The organism is uncultured Albimonas sp. (assembly GCF_963977235.1).
GTDB lineage: Bacteria > Pseudomonadota > Alphaproteobacteria > Rhodobacterales > Rhodobacteraceae > Albimonas.
In genome coordinates, this window is record NZ_CAXBOD010000083.1 from 1 (window position 1) to 16,071 (window position 16,071).

Here is a 16,071-nt window from a genome sequence, read left to right on the forward strand (position 1 = left end):
CTCAAACCGACCATGCACTAAGATTGCCCCCGGACCACCCGATGGGGGCAGGCCACTCCCCGGCGCCTTCAACGTGGGATAATTCGCGCCGCGTCGCTCGCGGGAAGCAACCCGGTAGCGGGGGTTTGGGTATCGATGGGGGTTGTTGTTATGGAAGTGGAAATTGCACGTCTCGGGCAAGGCGCGTACCCGCCGCCTCTCGACCGGGACCATCGGGAATGCGGGCGGAGCTGAAGAGGACCCGGAGCGAATAATGGCCCGGCGGGGATGCGCGCTTTCGAGCTGATCTCAGTCGGCTCGGGGAGCTTGGCCTGGCTCAAGCCGCCGGGGGCTGCGCAGGGTCGACCGTGGCCATGGCCGGCCCGCGGCGCACCCGGGCGCCTCGGGCGGCCAGGTACCGCACCCTGCCGGCTTGGCCGCCAGCTACGGCGCAACCGGTCGATGAAGGGAGGGCCTTGGACGCCATCGGGCCGGTGGGCGGGCCAGCGACCCGGGCGGCCAGCGGCCGAGACGAGATGCGTGGCGTGGGTTTCGGCAGCGCCCCTGACGGACTGAGGTCCCTCCGGATACGGTGAGGCCGAGGCTGCAGGCTCCTCCCTCGCGCGAGGGTTGGCTCCGCGGTCTGGCGGTGGCGCCGACGACCAGAGGCGCCTGTGGGAACCGGCCGCAGGACTCGCTTGGTCCGACCTGACGCGCTTGGTCGCCGCCGCGCGCGCTATGCCAGGAAACGTCGCGCCGGGGGGTGAACCGCAGGTCGGATCGGGGACGCGACATGGCGGGAAAGCCCGCAAGGAGCGGCGTCGCGGAGCCGACGATCGGCTGGGCGGACGGGGCGTCGGCCAGGCGGCGGGCTGGCGCGCCTGGAGCGGAGGGGGGCGAGGCGCGTGTCCGGCCCGCAGCCGCTATGGGTTTTCGGAGTGCGGAACGTCCCGGCGCGGATGGCGAAGCGCGCGACCGGGTGGACACGGCGGCGAGATCGCCGGCCCGCGGCGGCGTGGGCGCGCTCGCCTCCATATCGATGCGAGAGGGGGACGCAGGCGGAGACGTGGGATCGACCGCAAGGATACACGATCGGCCGAACTTCAGGCGTGCGCCTCGCGGCGCCGCTCGGCATGCGCGGCGACCTCCGCGCGGCCGGCGCGGACCTCCGACTCGAGCTCGGCGAACAGACCCATGGCTTTGTCGACCTCGGCGGCCGACAGGATCACCGCGAGCCTGGCGCAGACCGCCGCCACCCGTTGCAGGCCGAATTGCCGACTGAGACCGGTCAGGCTGTGCAGCGCCTGCTCCGCGCCGGCGGCGTCTCGGTCGCTCAGCCGACGTTCGAAGTCACGCAGGTGCAGTTCAAGCTTATCGATCAGGGACTCGTAGATGGCTTGCTCGCGCCCGGGGGGCAGAGAGTGGCGCAGGACCTCCAGCCATTCCAGAGACAAGATCGCCAGCCCCGTCTCGCCGCCCTCCGCTGCGCCGGCGGCGGCTTCGGGCGGCGGCTCGTCCGACGCCGCCTCCTGCGAGGCGCGGGACGTCCCCTCGGCCCGCCCGCGAGGCGCGTCGCCGTCGTCCACGTGGCGGTTGAGGGCCAGGAAGAGGCGGCTCCAGTCGATCGGCTTCATCAGGACTTCGGCGAAGATCGCCTCGCCTTCGACGGTCTGACGCGCCAGGACATCGGCGGTCAGCAGGATGATAGGGGGAGGGCGCCCCGGCGCCGAGCGGATCAGACGCGACGCCGTCACGCCGTCCATTACCGGCATCTGCATGTCCATGATGACCGCATCGAAGCGCGTGCTGGAGACGGCCTCGACCGCTCTCGCGCCGTTTTCGACCGCCGTGACGGAATGACCGCACAGGCTCAGCGCTTCGCATATCAGCATCCGGTTTGCTTCGTTGTCCTCGGCAACTAACAGGTCGAGCGGGCGACCGCGGCCCCCCTCGAGCGCGGCGCCGATCTCCGGAAACGCCTGGATCTCGGCGTCCTGAGCCTCCCGGACCAGGAGCGAGACCCGGAAGACGGAGCCTTCGCCCACCACGCTGTCCAGGCCGATCTCGCCGTCCATCGCCTCGGCCAGACGCCGCGAGATCGCCAGCCCCAGCCCCGTTCCGCCGAACCGACGGGTGGTGGAGGCCTCGGCCTGGGTGAATGGCTCGAACAGGTGGCTGCCCAGATCGGGAGAAATACCGATCCCGGTATCCACGACCTCGAATAAAGCGCGCCGTCGACCGCGGCCCACGTCCTCCACCGCGTTCAACCGTAGAACAACGCGCCCCCGCATCGTGAACTTGATGGCGTTGGAGGCGAGGTTCAACAGAATCTGCTGGATCCGCGTCGGATCGCCGACCAGCGTCAGGGAGGCCGGAACCTGGAACTCGACCGAGAATTCGAGGCCCTTCGCATGCGCCGAGCTGGCGAGCAGATCCCGAATGTCGGTCATCAGGTCGACGGGCCGGAAGGGGATCTCCTCCAGGTTCAGCTTCCCGGCCTCGATCTTGGAGAAATCCAGCAGGTCGTCCAGCAGAGAGAGCAGCATCACGCCCGATCTGCGCAGGGTCTTGACCCGATCGTGATCCCGCTCCGACAAGTCCTGAGCGAGAAGCAGGTCAGCTATTCCCAGGATGCCGGTCATCGGCGTGCGAAGCTCGTGGCTCATCACCGCCAGAAAGCTCGACTTCGCCTCGCTCGCCCGCTCGGCGTCGAGGCGCGCGCGGTCGCGCTCGTCGGCCAGTTCTTCGAGAGCGCGGGCCTTTTGCTCCAGGCTGAGGCGCGCGCCTTCCAGCTCGCGCTCGCTTGCGACGCGCTCGGTGATGTCGCGCAGGATGCCGGTGAAGGCGCGGCCCCTTTCAAGCGTGATCTCCGAAACGCTGAGCTCCAGCGGGAACACCTCGCCATTGCGGCGCTTGCCGTTGAGCACGCGCGAGGCGCCTACGATTCTGTCCGTGGCCAAGCCGGCGGCGTTCTTGAGGTATTGGCCCTGACGCCCGGCATGCAGGTCCGCCATCAGCATCGAGACGTTGCGCCCGAGAAGCTCCTCCGTCGAGTAGCCGAAAATCCGTCCCGCCGCCGCGTTGGCCGAGAGGATGACCCCCTCGCCGTCGATCGAGGCGATGCCGTCGAGCGCGCTTTCCAGAATGGCGGAGAGCTCGCGCTCCTTGGCGAAAAGCGCGGTCTCCGACGCCTTGATGCGCGTGATGTCGAGGATCACGCCGGTGAACAGGACCCGCTCGTCGGACACGTGCTGCGGGCTGGAATAGGCGCGCCACCACCGCGTCTCGTCCCCGCGCAGCAACCGGCCCTCGAACTGCCAATCCTCGCCGGATCCCAGAGACTGCGCGATGCTGGCGGCCCAAGCCTCGCGGTCGTCGGGATGGATGTTGAACAGCGACCAGTCGGCGATCAGCGCCTCGGGCTCCAGGCCCAGAATGTCTCGGGATCGAGGGCTCACGTAGGTGAACCCCTTCCGCTGGCCGGGCCCCTCCTGCCACTGGTAGACGACGCCGGGGATCTGGTTGGCGATGCGGCGGAAGCGTTCCTCGCTCTCTCGAAGGGCGCTTTCGATCGCGATCCGATCGCCGATGTCGCGGATCGAGTAGATCCGTTTGGGGCGGCCCCGAAGCTCGGTGTCGCTGAATCTGACCTCGAGGCTCAGTTCCGCGCCGTCGGAACGCCAGCCTTTGGCGATGGACCCCGCGCTCGGCCCCGCGCGGACCTGCGCGGCCTCGAAGAGCGCCTCGACCGGGCGCGTCCTGTCCGGCTTCGCCAGGCCGAACAGGCTCTTGGCGGCGGCGTTGAGCTCCAGAACCTCGCCCGCCTCGTCCGTCACCACGATCGCGTCCCGGATCGCCTCGGTCACCGAGGCCAGACGCTGCTCGCTGCGCGCCAGCGCCTGGCGGTGACGCTGCCGGCTCAGCGCCATCAGCGCGACGCCGGCCGCGAGGGCGACCGACAGGCCCGGCAGCAGCCGCATGATCTCGTCCTGGCCGCCCCAGCCGCCCTGCGGGCGCGCTGCGATCCGCCAGGTCGTTCCCGGCAGGGCGACGTCGCGCACGACGGCATCGCTCGTGAAGAAACCGGGGTCGCCCAGGAAGGTCGACTCCGCCGGCGCACCCTCGTCCTCCCAGCGCAGGGCGATGTTCAGGTGCATCTGCGCCGCTTGCAGCCCCGTGCGCTCGAACAGTTGGTCGGCGTCCAGGACGAGGCTGAGGATCCCCCAATACGTCCCGTCTTCCAGAAAGACGGGCGTGCGGCTGATCAATCCATCCCCCCCCTGCCTGAGGGCAACCGGCCCTGCGACGACCGTGCTGTTGAGCTTTATCGCGCGTTCGACGGCCGGCCATTGGTCTTCCATATCGGGATAGTACAACCCGATGGCAGCGGAATTGTTGGCATGGGGATAGATGTATTCAATTCGGTTGCCTGGAGCCATGCCGATGTTTCGGATGCCCCGCCCAGTCCGATAGAGCGCCGCCATCGCGGCATGCATCTCCTCGTCGGACGGTTTCTCGGTGACGGCCACGAAGGCGACGAGACCGTTGGCGAGATAGACGTTCGAATTGACTTCCGACTGAATCTGGGCGGCGAGGGTCATGACCTCTTGCGAGACCAGGTCGTATTCGGACTGAAGCCGGATCTGGCGTTCGACATGGATCAGCGCGAGGCAGAGGCCGAGCACGGCCAGGAAGACCACCGCCGCGACCGTGGTCGGACGTTGGCGCAACGACCTCGTCAACCTCAAGACGCCCATTCAACCGTGCCTTTCTTCCGCGCTTGACGGCGATTGCGATACAGCGGCCCCGGCCCCCGGAACGCCCGCGCCGTTCGCGATGTCGCCGGTCCCGGTCGGCGATCGCCGTCGTCTCGCCGATCGTCGGCCGCTTGCCGGCGGTTCACTCAGGATCCGCGAAATCCGCCCGGAAGCTGGCCAGGATCGTCTGTCGGGCGCCCCGTTGGCGGTAGCGCACTTCATGAAAACACTGTTCGATCAACCACAGGCCGCGGCCGCGCGCGTCCTCGCTGGCGAGAACCTTGGCCTCGTCCGTCACCTGCGCCGGCGGCGGGAAGGGCGCGCCGCCGTGGCCGATCCAGACCGTGAGGCGCCGATCCCGCTCGAAGACCCGAAGCGAGAACGTCTCCTCGCTGCCTTCGCCGAGACCATGGCCGATGACGTTGTTGATGATTTCGGTCAGGCCGAGCCGCAGCTTCAGACGATCATTCTGCCTGTATCGCGCGCCGATGCGAAGCTCGATCGCGTCCCAGACGCGAGACGCTTCCTCGAAATCGCATCTCACTGTGAACCGGCAAGACATCCGCCGGCCGCTTCACACAGTCTCGAGACGCGCAGCCGCGCCGGCGCGATCCTCAGCCACGATGAAGAACATGTCCATTCGCAACAGCTTGAAGATCGTCTCCACCGCCGGGCTGAGGCCGCACATGGCGATCCGTCCACCGGGAGCGATCGCTTTCGTCACGCCCACCAGCGCGCCGATCCCCGTCGAATCCATGAACTCCACAGCGGAGAAATCCATGACGACCTTGGTGGCCTCGCGGATCACCGGAGACGCTTGCGCGTGGAACGCCGTGGCTGTGGTGGCGTCCAGACGCGCCATGTCGACGACGAGAATCGTCACGTCGTCAAGTTTCTCGATTCTGATCATGACGCCTCCTGTTCGGAGCCAACCTTCTCCACGATAATGATTGAGATATCGTCATCGAATTCGGACAGACCCCGCCACTCGCACAGGGCGGCCTTGATCGTGGGGATGACCTCGTCCAGCGGCAGCGCGGAGGTGGCCTGCAGCAGGGCCTGGAAGCGGTCGATCCCGAACAGCCGCCCGCTCGGATCGCCGCATTCGATCACGCCGTCCGTATAGAAGACGATGCGATGCAGATCCGCGAGGTCCACCGAGAACTCGTCGTAGGTCACCCCCTCCAGCAGGCCGACGGCGAAGCCGCCCTGGCCCAGCGGATAGGGGCTGCGGCCGGCGTCGGGGACCGCGATCGGATGCGGATGCCCCGCCTGGCTGATCCGCATCCGCCCCTGGTCCGAGATCGTCGCGAGCAGCATCGTGAAGTAATCGTTGTCGGGGGGCGCCGACTGGAAGGTCTTGTTCAACTCCGCGATATGGGCGCCCAGAGGCTGCGCGGAGCCGAGCTTGCCGGCCATGCCCTGATCGACGATGAAGCGCGAGATGGCGAAGGACATCATCGCCGCCCGCGGCCCGTGCCCGGCCACGTCGAGCGAGTAGAGCCCGAAGCTTCCGTTCTCCAGGCTGAAGAAATTGTAGATGTCGCCGGACACCGCCGACGACGGCATCAGCGTCGCCGAGACCAGGAACCGCCCGAAGCGCGCCTCGTCGGGCGGCAGCAGGCCGAGCTGGAGCTTGGCGGCCGCCTGGATGTCCTTTTGCAGATTGCGATAGGCCTCGTCGAGCTCCCGGTTCGACTGCTGCAGTTGGGCGTTGGACTCCGAGAGCTCCGTCTGCAGGTCGAGGATCCGCTCCGCGGCGCGGATCTTCGCGGCCAGCATCTCGTGATCGAACGGCTTGATCAGGAAGTCGTCCGCCCCGGCCTGCATCGCCTCGAGATAGTCTTCGCGGCTCTCGCGCGAGGTCAGCAGCAGGAAGAAGACGTGACCTTGCCGCGGCTGGCGTCGGATCTCGGCGCACAGGTCGACGCCGGACATGCCCGGCATCATCCAATCGCTGATGATCAGGTCGACCGATCTGCCGTTGCGCACCTCCTCCAGAGCCCGCCGAGCGCTGTCCACCGAGAGCACGTCGTGCCCCAGCGCCGCGACGCTGTGGGAAATCAGCTCGCAGTAAAGGTCGTCGTCGTCGACCACGATAATTTTCATGCAGGGGCCCTCAAACAGCCACGAGGTCGCAGGAATTCTGGTCCAGATCATCGCAATCCAGGGACGGGACGGTCCAGTCGACGCTCGACTCCAGGCTCTCGACCTGCGTCGCGTCGGCTCCGTCCAGACTGGAGAGATCGCCCGGATCGAGGATCGCGTCCGCCTCACCGGGGCGGAGCGCGAGATCGACCGACTCCAACGGCGCGAAGGCGCCGTCAGCGTCGTAGACGTCGATCGACACCCGCCGCTCCCCCTGGTCGGCGTCGCTCTGCAGCGCCATGCCCCGGACGAGGTCGACGAACAGCTCGGCCTCCGCGTCCCCCTCCAGCGTCGCCCGGCGACCGTCCGCGTCCAGCCGCAGCCCGATCGTCCCCTGCTCCAGCGCCTCGGCGAGGGCGGGATCGACGTCGTCCTGCGAGAGCGTCAGCGCATCGTCGGGGAAGAGCGCGTCAGGCTCGAGCTCGATGACGATGCGCGACGCCGTCGCCCCGTCCGAGAGCGCGAAATCCGGCGCGAGCGGCGTCGAGATCCAGGCCGGTTCGGCGGGCGCCGCGGCCCCCTCCGCAAGCTCGGCTCCGGCGGCGTCGTCGGCAAGCGCGGCGTCGTCCGAGACGAGCGCGAGATCGGCGAAAATATTCTCGCCCTCGCGCGTCGTCCCCTCGTCGGGCTCCAGCACGAACAGGTTGGTCTCCCCGCTCTCCTCGAACGAGGCGGACAACGGCGCCATGGGCGTCCCTGCGTCGAACGAGGCCGACAGCGGCGCCATGGGCGGGCTGTCGGGCATGTCCACCGCGGCCGAGCTGTGGGCGACGTCGCCCGTGCCCGCCACGCGGGCGTAGGCGTCGACCGTGAGCGAGACGGCCCCTGCCCAGTCCTGCGGCAGGACCATCTGCAACCCGTCGAGCGCGTCGGCGTCCAGGACCCAGGCGCCGTCGCCGCTGTTGGTCCCGGAGCTGAGCGTCGCGCCCTCGGGCATGCCGCGCAGAACGACGGTCAGGATCTCGGAGCCGTCGGTCGCGACGGTCGAGACGTCGATGTCCAGATCGACCTCCGTCGCCGACGTCCACGCGCCGACGCTCTGGGCGATCACGGGCGCGTCCGACACCGGCTCGGCCGTCACCTGCAAGGCGGCGGTGGCGACGGTCGGCGCGGCGGCGCCATCCGCGACGGCGGCGGAGACCACAAGCTCGAAGGTTCCGGAGTATTCGGGGGGCGGCAGGATCGTCAGACCCGCAAGATCCGCCGGATCCAGCTCATAGACGCCCCCGCCAAGGTCGGTCCCCGCGCTCAGCACCGCCCCGTCGGGCACGCCCGAAATCGTGAGCGCCGTCACCGTCTCCGAACCGTCGGCATCCAGCTCCGTGAGCGAGATGCTCAACGAGATCGGCTGATCCTCGCTCCCCGTCGCGGCGAGCGTCGTCAGCGAGACGCCGTCGGTCAGGGGCGAGACCTCGAGCGACAGGGTCTGGGAGACGACAGCCTCGTCGCCCTCCGCCTCCAGCGCGATGGCGCGGACCTCGAAGGTCAGCGTGCCGCTGAAGTCTTCGGGCGGCGTCAGCGTCAGGCCCGGCAGATCCGAGGCCTTGAGCAGCCAGGTCCCGCTCGCCGGATCGCGCAGACCCGCGCTCAGCACGGCGCCCTCCGGCAGGCCCACGACCGCGAAGGACAGCCCTTCCGACCCGTCGAGATCGACCAGCGAGCCGCTGATATCCAGGGCCAGCGCCTGATCCTCCGCCCCGTCGGCGACGCTGGCCGACAGCGTCGGCGCGTCCGCGACGGCGTCGATCTGCACGTCGATCTGCCCGATGAGCACCGGCGGCAGGAACGTAAAGAGCTTGTAGACCGCCAGCGTGACATCCGTGGCGTCATGCTCGGGCGGCGTATACGTGAGCGTCTCGAGCTCCGAGGCCGGCACGAACCAGGCGCCGCTCCCGTTGACATAGCCGGCGGACAGGCTTCCGCCCTCCGGCACGTTGAGGATCTTCACCTGGGTCAGCCCCAGCAGATCGAGCACCAGGAACTGTTCCCCCAGAGCGATCGTCGAATCCTCGTCTCCCCGCGCGTCGGGATTGGTCCAGCTGTCGCCTTCCTCGCCCCCCGAGACGGTCGCGGTGACGGTGCGGTCGAAGATCGCGAGGTCGCCGTTCGCGCTCTCCTGCGAGACGGCGGTGGTCGTGAACGTGAAGCTGCCGTAGAAGTCGGTCGGCGGGCGCAGGGTCAGCCCGTCGAGATCATCGGCCTCCAGCGCCCAGAGCCCGTCGCCCGCATAGACGCCGGCCGAGAGCCGCGCGCCCTCGGGCAGTCCGGACACGAAGCGGGTCAGCGTCTCCGATCCATCCAGATCGGTCAGGCCGCCGCCGATCCCGAAGGCGATGGCTGAGGGGTCGTCGCTGGAGGCGCCGGTGATCGTCACCGTGGGCAGGTCGGCCACCGCTTCGACCTCGAGATCGAAGGCGCCCGTGACCAACTCGCCGCCCGACAGCTCCGCCACGACCGAGATGCGCATGTCGGCATCCGAGTCCGCCGCCGGCGTCAGCATCAATCCCTCGAAGTCCGACGCCGACAGAACATACGACCCGTCCGCCTGGAGCTCCCCGGCCGAGAGGCTCGTTCCCGGCGTCAGGCCCGAGATCGTCGCGCCGCTCACATTCGTCAGATCCGCCGCGTCGGAGAAGGCGCCGAGAAGGTCGAGGGCGACGGCCACGTCTTCATCCATCGTCAGCGCGGCCAGCTCCACGATCTCCGAGGGCCCCGGGATCGTCGGCTCCGTCGCGACCACGGTCACGGGCAAGGAGGCGGATGTGCCGGCGCTGTCCCCGGTCAAATCGCTGGCGACGGCCTCTACCGCGAGATCGAACTCGCCGACGAAGTCGGTGGGCAGGGTCAGGGTCAACCCGTCGAGATCCTCCGGGAGCAGCATCCAGACGGTCAATCCGTCTTCCCCGACGCCGACCACCTCCCCCGCCGAGGGGGTCGCCCCCGCGGGCACGCCCGAGAGGGTGACGCTCAGGCTCTCCCCCGCCGCCGGATCGACCAGCGCGGCCGAGAGATCGAGCGCCACGCTCCCGTCCTCGACCCCGCTCGCCGGGGCCAGGGTCAGGATCGGGGCGCTGTGATCCCGCGGCGGGATCGTCTCGGGGTCGGACGGCGTGTCGTCGCCTGGGCCGGGATCATCGCCCCCAGGCAGATCGGCGCCGCGATCCGGGTCAACCGGATCGCCGGAGGCGTCAGAACCGGTCAAGGCGTCGTCCGAGGGGGGGACCTCGGCGGACGCGCCGGCATCGCCGCTCGACGCGAACGCCGAGAGCGGCGCCGCCGCCGCGGTCTGGGGATCGAGCGCCGGGGCCGGGCCGAGATCCGGCGCTGCGGCCGGCGCGGCGACCGAAGAGCGCTCCTGGGCGAGGGGGCGCGGGGCATCGGACGCCTCGCCAGGAGGCGGCGCGTCGACCGTGGCTCCCTCGAGCCGGTTGAGCGGGGCCGCGGACGGGGGCTGCGCGCCCTCGGGCGGGGGGGCGGGCGTCGCGGCGTCCAGGGGACCGTCGGTGGGGTCGGAGGTCGCCGTCGCCCCATCCGGATCAGGGACCGGCGGGGCGAGAGGGTCCGTCTCGTCGACTTCGCCCCGGTGGATCAGGGAAAGGCTGCGGTCGCCGCCGATGCGCTCGGCGGCGGTGGCGTCCACCGGACGCTCCAGCGCTTCCACACGCTCGTCGTCCGGGCGGGGCGTTCCGCCGCCATGGGTGTAGACGCCGGAATCGGAAGCTGACGGCTCGGATCGAGACTCGGACATTGACTGTTCCCCCCTTCCTGGCGTCACCGTTCGCCCAAGGTGCCGTCGACCATCGTATGGAGGGGTTTAACAAGATATTGAAGAACCGTCTTTTTCCCCGTCACAATATCGGCGTTAACCGTCATTCCCGGCAAGAAGAAGTGACCCGACCCCACGCCGTTCAATGATGGTGAGTCCAGGCGAACACGCGCCAAATAGTAGGGCACCTTCTCGGGCCCCAGAAACGTGCTGGGCGAAATGCTTTCGATCTTGCCGTAGACCCGGCCATAGCGGCTGAAGTCGAAGGCCTGAACCTTCAGCTTCACCCCCTGCCCGACCCGCACGAAGCCGATGTCGCGGGGCGAGATCTGCACCTCCGCGATCAGCTCCTCGTCGAGCGGCACGAGCCGGGCCGCGGTCTCGCCGGGTTTGAGGACGCCTCCGACCGTGCGCACCGCCAGTTCCTGGACCACGCCCGCCGCCGGGGCCGAGATCAGCAATCGCTCGACCCTGTCGTTCTGGGCGGTAAGCCGCTCGCGGATCTCCGCGAGCTCGGCGTTCACGGTCCCCAGACGATCGAGCGCCTCCTGGCGCAGGCGGCCGTGCAGCTCGGCGATCCGGGTGCGCACCTGGGAGATGTCGTCGCGCAGGGACCAGGTGGCCCGGTCGAGGGCCCGCAGCTCCGAGACCGCAAGCGAGCGTTCGCGCTGGACCTCGATCAGCTGCAGCACCGGGCTGAGGCCGCGGCCGACCAGCCCCTCCTGTATCTCGGCCTTGCGATCGATCAGGGCCAGCACTTCCTCGAGGGTCTCGCGCTGCAGCTCCACAGCTTCGATCTGGGCTTCGAACCCGGCGATCTGCTCGAGAAAGACCTGCTCCTGATTGTCGCGCACGCTGACCTGAGCGTCCAGAAGCTGCGTCTGCTCGTTGATCAGCTCCGCGTCGTCGGTCAGCGCGGCGAAGCGCGCCTCCCGGTCCTGGGCGAATGCCGCGAGACGTTCGGCCTGCAGGCTCAGCGACGTGCGCCGCGCGACCAGCTGGTCGCGGTTCGAGGTGGTGACGGCGCCCGTCAGGCGCAGCAGCGGCTGGCCTTTCGCGACCACCTCGCCTTCCTTGACCAGCACTTCCTCGACGATGCCGCCTTCGAGATGGTCGAGCGCGCGCACCGCGCCCGCGGGCACGATCTCGCCCGCGCCCCGCGCGATCTCGTCCACCGGGGTCGCCGCCGACCAGACGACGAAGGCGACCAGGCTTCCGACGATCAGCCAGATCGTAGCGAGGCTCAGGGGGCCGACGCCGGCGTCGCGGACCATATCCTCGACCGCGAATCCATCGTCGTAGGCCAGCGCGGCGAATCGCTGATCAGGCATCAAAGGAACCCCTTGGGAATGCGGTCGCGCACCTTCTCGACGGGACCGAAGAACCGCACCGCGCCCTCTTCGAGCATCAGGATCTTGTCGACGACGCCCAGATGCTGGCGGCTGTGCGTGACGATCAGCACCGCCGCGTCCCGCGCGCGCAGCCGCTCCAGACCGCCGATGAAGGCGAACTCGCCCATGAAATCGAGACCGGTCGCCGGCTCGTCCAGCAGCACGAGGGGCGCCTTGCGCAGATGCATGCGCGCCAGCGTCAGACGCGACAGCAGGCCCGCCGGCAAACCCGCCAGCCTGACGTCGTAGAAGGTGTCGAGCCCCTCGGGCAGCGCCGCGACGGCAGCCGTCGCATCGGCGAGCGCCAGCGCCTCGGCCAGGTCGTCCTCCCCCGCCTCGGGCTCGGCCATCAGCAGGTTGTCGCGAAGCGTTCCCTGCTGGAAATCCGGCGTCTGGGGGACGTAGGAGATGGCGCGCCGCAGATGCGCGGGTTCGAACTGGCGCAGGTCGCGGCCGTCCAGACGGATGTTCCCGCCCTGCGCGTCGTAGAGCCCCGCCAGCAGCTTGAGCAAAGTCGACTTGCCGCTTCCGTTGCGGCCGATGATCGCCACGATCTCCCCCGGCTTCACCGCGAAATTGACGCCGGCGAGGATCGGGTCCGTCTCCCGCCCATAGCGGAAGACGAGACGGTTGACCGCAATCGCGCCGCGGATGGGGGGGCGCACCCCGTCGCCCAGGCCCGGAAGGGCTTCCGGCTCCGTCCCCATCAGAAGGTCGATCTGGCGGGCCGAGGCGAACAGCTGGCCCACCCGCGTGCCGGCCATGAAGGCGTTCTGCACTGGCGCGATCAGCCGCCACACGAGCATCATGCAGGCGATCAGCCCGCCCGTGGACAGCATGCCGGCGAGCACGAAATGGATCCCGCCGAACAGCGTCGCAAGCGCCGCCCCGGAGCCCAGCGACTGGCCGATGGCCGCGAGGGCCTGGGCGGAGGACGCGCTCCGCTCGCTCGCCCGCGCGGCCAGTTCCGCGGCGTCGCGATAGCGTCGAAGCCAGATCGCGCCGCCGCCCGCCGCGCGGATCGCGCGCATCCGGTGCATCATCTCCAGCGCGACCATCTGGCGGTGCGCATTCGCCGTCGCGACCTCGGCGGCGCGCCCGCGCATGTGCCGCGCCCCGACCACGGCCAGCGCGGCGAAGAGGGCCATGAACCCCACGGGGATCAGCGCCAGCGGCCCCCCGATCACGGCGATCGCGCCGAGGAACAGGAGCGTGAACGGGGTGTCGAGCAGCGCCTGCTCCATCGGGCCGCGCAGAAGGTCGCGAATTCGGTCGACATCGCGGACCCGGGCGATCTGGCTCGACAGGCCGGTTCTCTCGGTCAGGCGGGCGGGCAGCGCCAGAATGCGTCCGAAGATGGCGTTGCCCACGATGTAGCCGATACGCAGGCTGGCGCGGTTCATGACCCGGCCGCGCAACCGACGCATCAGCATCTCGAACGTCGCGGCGGTCGCCGCTCCGGCGGTCAGATAGGCCAGCAGCGCCGTCGATTCCGAGACGATCACCTGGTCGTAGACCGCCATCACGAACAGCGGGCTCGCCACCGCCGCCAGATTGGCGAACAGCGTCAACAGCAGCGCGCGCAGGATCAACGGAAGCTGCTGGCGCATCCGCCGCAGCAGCCAGGAACGGTCCAGCTCCGCCGCCGGGGCGCGCGCTCGCTCGAAGCGCACCAGCGCGCCCCCACCCAGACGCGCCGAAGCGCGTCCGTCCGCCGCTCCGATCGCGCCGGCCCGGGTCCGCAGCAGGCGCGGCCGCCCCTTCAGGGGCAGGTGCAGCAGATCGCGCGGCGAGCCGTCGGGCCCGCGCGCATGGGCGGCCAGGTCCCGGCCCGTGAACCGCCGCCGCTCGACGACATGGCCCACGTAGCCCAGCCGGGAGGCGGCGTTGAGCACCTCTCTCAACCGATCCGCGGAGGGCTCTTGGGCGAAGGCCATCTGCAGGTCGTGAACGTCGCCCCGCCACCCCAGGCTGCGCAGCGCATCGCGCAGACACAGCTCCAGGCCATTGCCGAAGGGATCGGGGTCGCGCGGCGCCCGGCGCGGAGGGGCGGGCGGGGGAAACAGCTCGGGCTCGAGGTCCTTCATCCCATGCCTCCCTCGATCGCGCCGACCTTGCCGTCCGCCAGGCGAAGGATGCGGTCGGCGCGGCCCAGAACGCTCGGCCGGTGGCTGACGAAGAGGATCGCGCAACGCTCGTGCAGGCGCGCGAACAAGGCCTCCACCTTCTCGTCGCCCTGGTCATCGATGGCGGAATTGGCGTCGTCGAACAGCAGGATCCGCGGATCCAGCGCCAGCGCCCGGCACAGCGATATGCGCTGCGAGACGCCGCGGGGCAGACCGTCCGCCGCCCCGTCGCCGACGCGGGTTGCGAAGCCCTTGGGAAGGGGTTTGACGAGATCCGCGAGCCCCGTCTCCTCGGCCGCCGCCAGCGCCGCGTCGACGCGGTCGCGCGAGAACATGCAGATGTTGTCCAGGATCGTGCCCGCGAACAGCGTCTCCTGCTGCGAGACGAGCGCGATCGTGCGCCGCAGGCTGTCGGGCGAATAATCCGCGAGCGGCCGACCCGCGAGACGGATCTCCCCCTCGGTCGGCACATAGAGCCCGGCGGCGAGGGCGAGCAGGATGCTCTTCCCGCTGCCGTTGTCGCCGACCAGTCCAACGGTCCGGCCCGCCTCCAGCTCGAGGTCCACGCCGTCGAGCACGCGCTCGCCGTCGTCGCCGGCGAAGACCACGCCCTTGAGGCTCAGCGCCACGGGCGCCTTGCCCGCGTCCATCAGGCCGGCCGCGCCCGAGGCCGCGGGCAGATCGAAGATCGCCTCCACATGCGCGCGCGCGACGTTGGAGGCGCCGATGCGCGAGGCGAGCGCGACGAGGTTCCGCCCGAGGCCCAGGAACCGGCCCGACAACAGCGTGCAGGCCGAGAGCGCGCCGATGGTCATGTCCCCGCTCAGCACAAGCAGGCTGCCCCCGGCCACCACGCCGATGATCGACAGCTGCACCACCAGCTGCGACAGGTCCGCCAGCCCCTGTTCGCCCGAGAACGCACCGCCCTGCATCGCGAGCCGGCGCTTCTGCAGCGCCTCGTATCGGCGCAGCACCGGCCGCTCGAGATTGGACATCTTCAGCGAGGGCAGGTTGGACAGCGCGCCCACCAGGAAGTCGTATCGGCGGTCGTCGATCGCCGTCGCCTTCGACATCCACCTGCTCGACGACACGCTGGCGGGACCGGCGGCGACGGCCAGCACGGCGATTCCCACCAGCGGCGCGGCCACCACCAGGCCGCCCAGCATCCAGATCATCCACAGGAACACGAGCGCGAACGGCAGATCGTAAATGGCGAGCAGCGCCCGCCCCGAGCCCGCATCCCGACGCCGGGCGATGGTCGACAACCGCTCCAGATGCACGCCGGGCGAAATCCGCTCGAACGCCGACAGGTCGGCGTCGAACAGATGCCGAGCCGCCTTCACGCTGGCCGAGACCTCATAGCGCGTGGCCAACGGCTCCAGGATCGCCGCACGCGCCATCCGCAGCGCCGCCTCCAGGATCAACGCGACCAGCACGCCCAGCCCCAGCAGGGCGGCGGTATTGGTCGACTGGTTGGGGATGATGCGGTCATACACCTGCAGGATGAACAACGGCGCGCTCAACGACAGCGCGTTCACGGCAAGCGAGGCCGCACCGACGGAGAGGTGGTGGAGAGGCGCGAATTTTCTCAATCTGCGTCCTCACATAGAAACGCTCGCGCGCCACGCCGCGCCCTGTCCAAAGCTCGCCGTGCGGATGATTTTCACGGCTTCGCAGAGCGTCTAGCCCACAGCGTTTAACAAAGCCTGATCGAGATAAATGCTCGGATAAGGGTCCGAAGGACGCCTCGGGCGCCCCGAAATGGCGATGAGAGGAAGACCTGAACCACGCAGGCGATGCGTCTCGCTGAATGACCGCACCTCGCTCTCGCCCCCATGCACGACGGGGTTGAACCGCACCGGGTCTGCCGGAGGCTGCAAGTCCTGAGTAGGATGGAGCCCCAT

Annotated in this window: 8 protein-coding genes; all 8 read right to left on the reverse strand. The window is 69.4% G+C overall.

The window, feature by feature from the left end; all coding sequences use genetic code 11:
- Positions 1-1,082 precede the first annotated feature (1,082 nt).
- The gene (locus tag AAC134_RS21865; protein ID WP_339951572.1) at positions 1,083-4,709 is read right to left on the reverse strand and encodes a PAS domain S-box protein; all 3,627 of its coding nucleotides are present in this window, start codon (positions 4,707-4,709) and stop codon (positions 1,083-1,085) included.
- 169 nt (positions 4,710-4,878) lie between these two features.
- Positions 4,879-5,298: an ATP-binding protein gene (locus tag AAC134_RS21870; protein ID WP_339951574.1), complete on the reverse strand. Its 420-nt coding sequence runs from the start codon at positions 5,296-5,298 to the stop codon at positions 4,879-4,881.
- 12 nt (positions 5,299-5,310) lie between these two features.
- Positions 5,311-5,646 carry an STAS domain-containing protein gene (locus AAC134_RS21875; protein ID WP_339951576.1) on the reverse strand — a complete coding sequence of 112 codons (336 nt, stop codon included), beginning with the start codon at positions 5,644-5,646 and terminating at the stop codon, positions 5,311-5,313.
- Positions 5,643-6,845 (reverse strand): SpoIIE family protein phosphatase, encoded by a 1,203-nt coding sequence (locus AAC134_RS21880; protein ID WP_339951578.1) that lies wholly within the window; start codon positions 6,843-6,845, stop codon positions 5,643-5,645. The genes AAC134_RS21875 and AAC134_RS21880 overlap by 4 nt, the downstream gene beginning before the upstream one ends.
- Before the next feature lie 10 nt (positions 6,846-6,855).
- Positions 6,856-10,632: a hypothetical protein gene (locus AAC134_RS21885; RefSeq protein WP_339951580.1), complete on the reverse strand. Its 3,777-nt coding sequence runs from the start codon at positions 10,630-10,632 to the stop codon at positions 6,856-6,858.
- A gap of 23 nt (positions 10,633-10,655) precedes the next feature.
- The gene (locus tag AAC134_RS21890; RefSeq protein ID WP_339951582.1) at positions 10,656-11,981 is read right to left on the reverse strand and encodes an HlyD family type I secretion periplasmic adaptor subunit; all 1,326 of its coding nucleotides are present in this window, start codon (positions 11,979-11,981) and stop codon (positions 10,656-10,658) included.
- The gene (locus AAC134_RS21895) at positions 11,981-14,128 is read right to left on the reverse strand and encodes an ATP-binding cassette domain-containing protein (RefSeq protein WP_339951584.1); all 2,148 of its coding nucleotides are present in this window, start codon (positions 14,126-14,128) and stop codon (positions 11,981-11,983) included. Before AAC134_RS21895 ends, AAC134_RS21890 begins: the two co-directional genes overlap by 1 nt.
- Positions 14,125-15,759 (reverse strand): ATP-binding cassette domain-containing protein, encoded by a 1,635-nt coding sequence (locus AAC134_RS21900; RefSeq protein ID WP_339951586.1) that lies wholly within the window; start codon positions 15,757-15,759, stop codon positions 14,125-14,127. The genes AAC134_RS21895 and AAC134_RS21900 overlap by 4 nt, the downstream gene beginning before the upstream one ends.
- Positions 15,760-16,071: the final 312 nt, after the last annotated feature.

What these genes read in the sequence shown, in the direction of transcription:
- AAC134_RS21870 (WP_339951574.1), bottom strand. Translation starts at nt 5,298, where the DNA reads ATGTCTTGCCGGTTCACAGTGAGATGCGATTTCGAGGAAGCGTCTCGC.
- AAC134_RS21875 (WP_339951576.1), bottom strand. Translation starts at nt 5,646, where the DNA reads ATGATCAGAATCGAGAAACTTGACGACGTGACGATTCTCGTCGTCGAC.
- AAC134_RS21880 (WP_339951578.1), bottom strand. Translation starts at nt 6,845, where the DNA reads ATGAAAATTATCGTGGTCGACGACGACGACCTTTACTGCGAGCTGATT.
- AAC134_RS21895 (WP_339951584.1), bottom strand. Translation starts at nt 14,128, where the DNA reads ATGAAGGACCTCGAGCCCGAGCTGTTTCCCCCGCCCGCCCCTCCGCGC.
- AAC134_RS21890 (WP_339951582.1), bottom strand. Translation starts at nt 11,981, where the DNA reads ATGCCTGATCAGCGATTCGCCGCGCTGGCCTACGACGATGGATTCGCG.
- AAC134_RS21885 (WP_339951580.1), bottom strand. Translation starts at nt 10,632, where the DNA reads ATGTCCGAGTCTCGATCCGAGCCGTCAGCTTCCGATTCCGGCGTCTAC.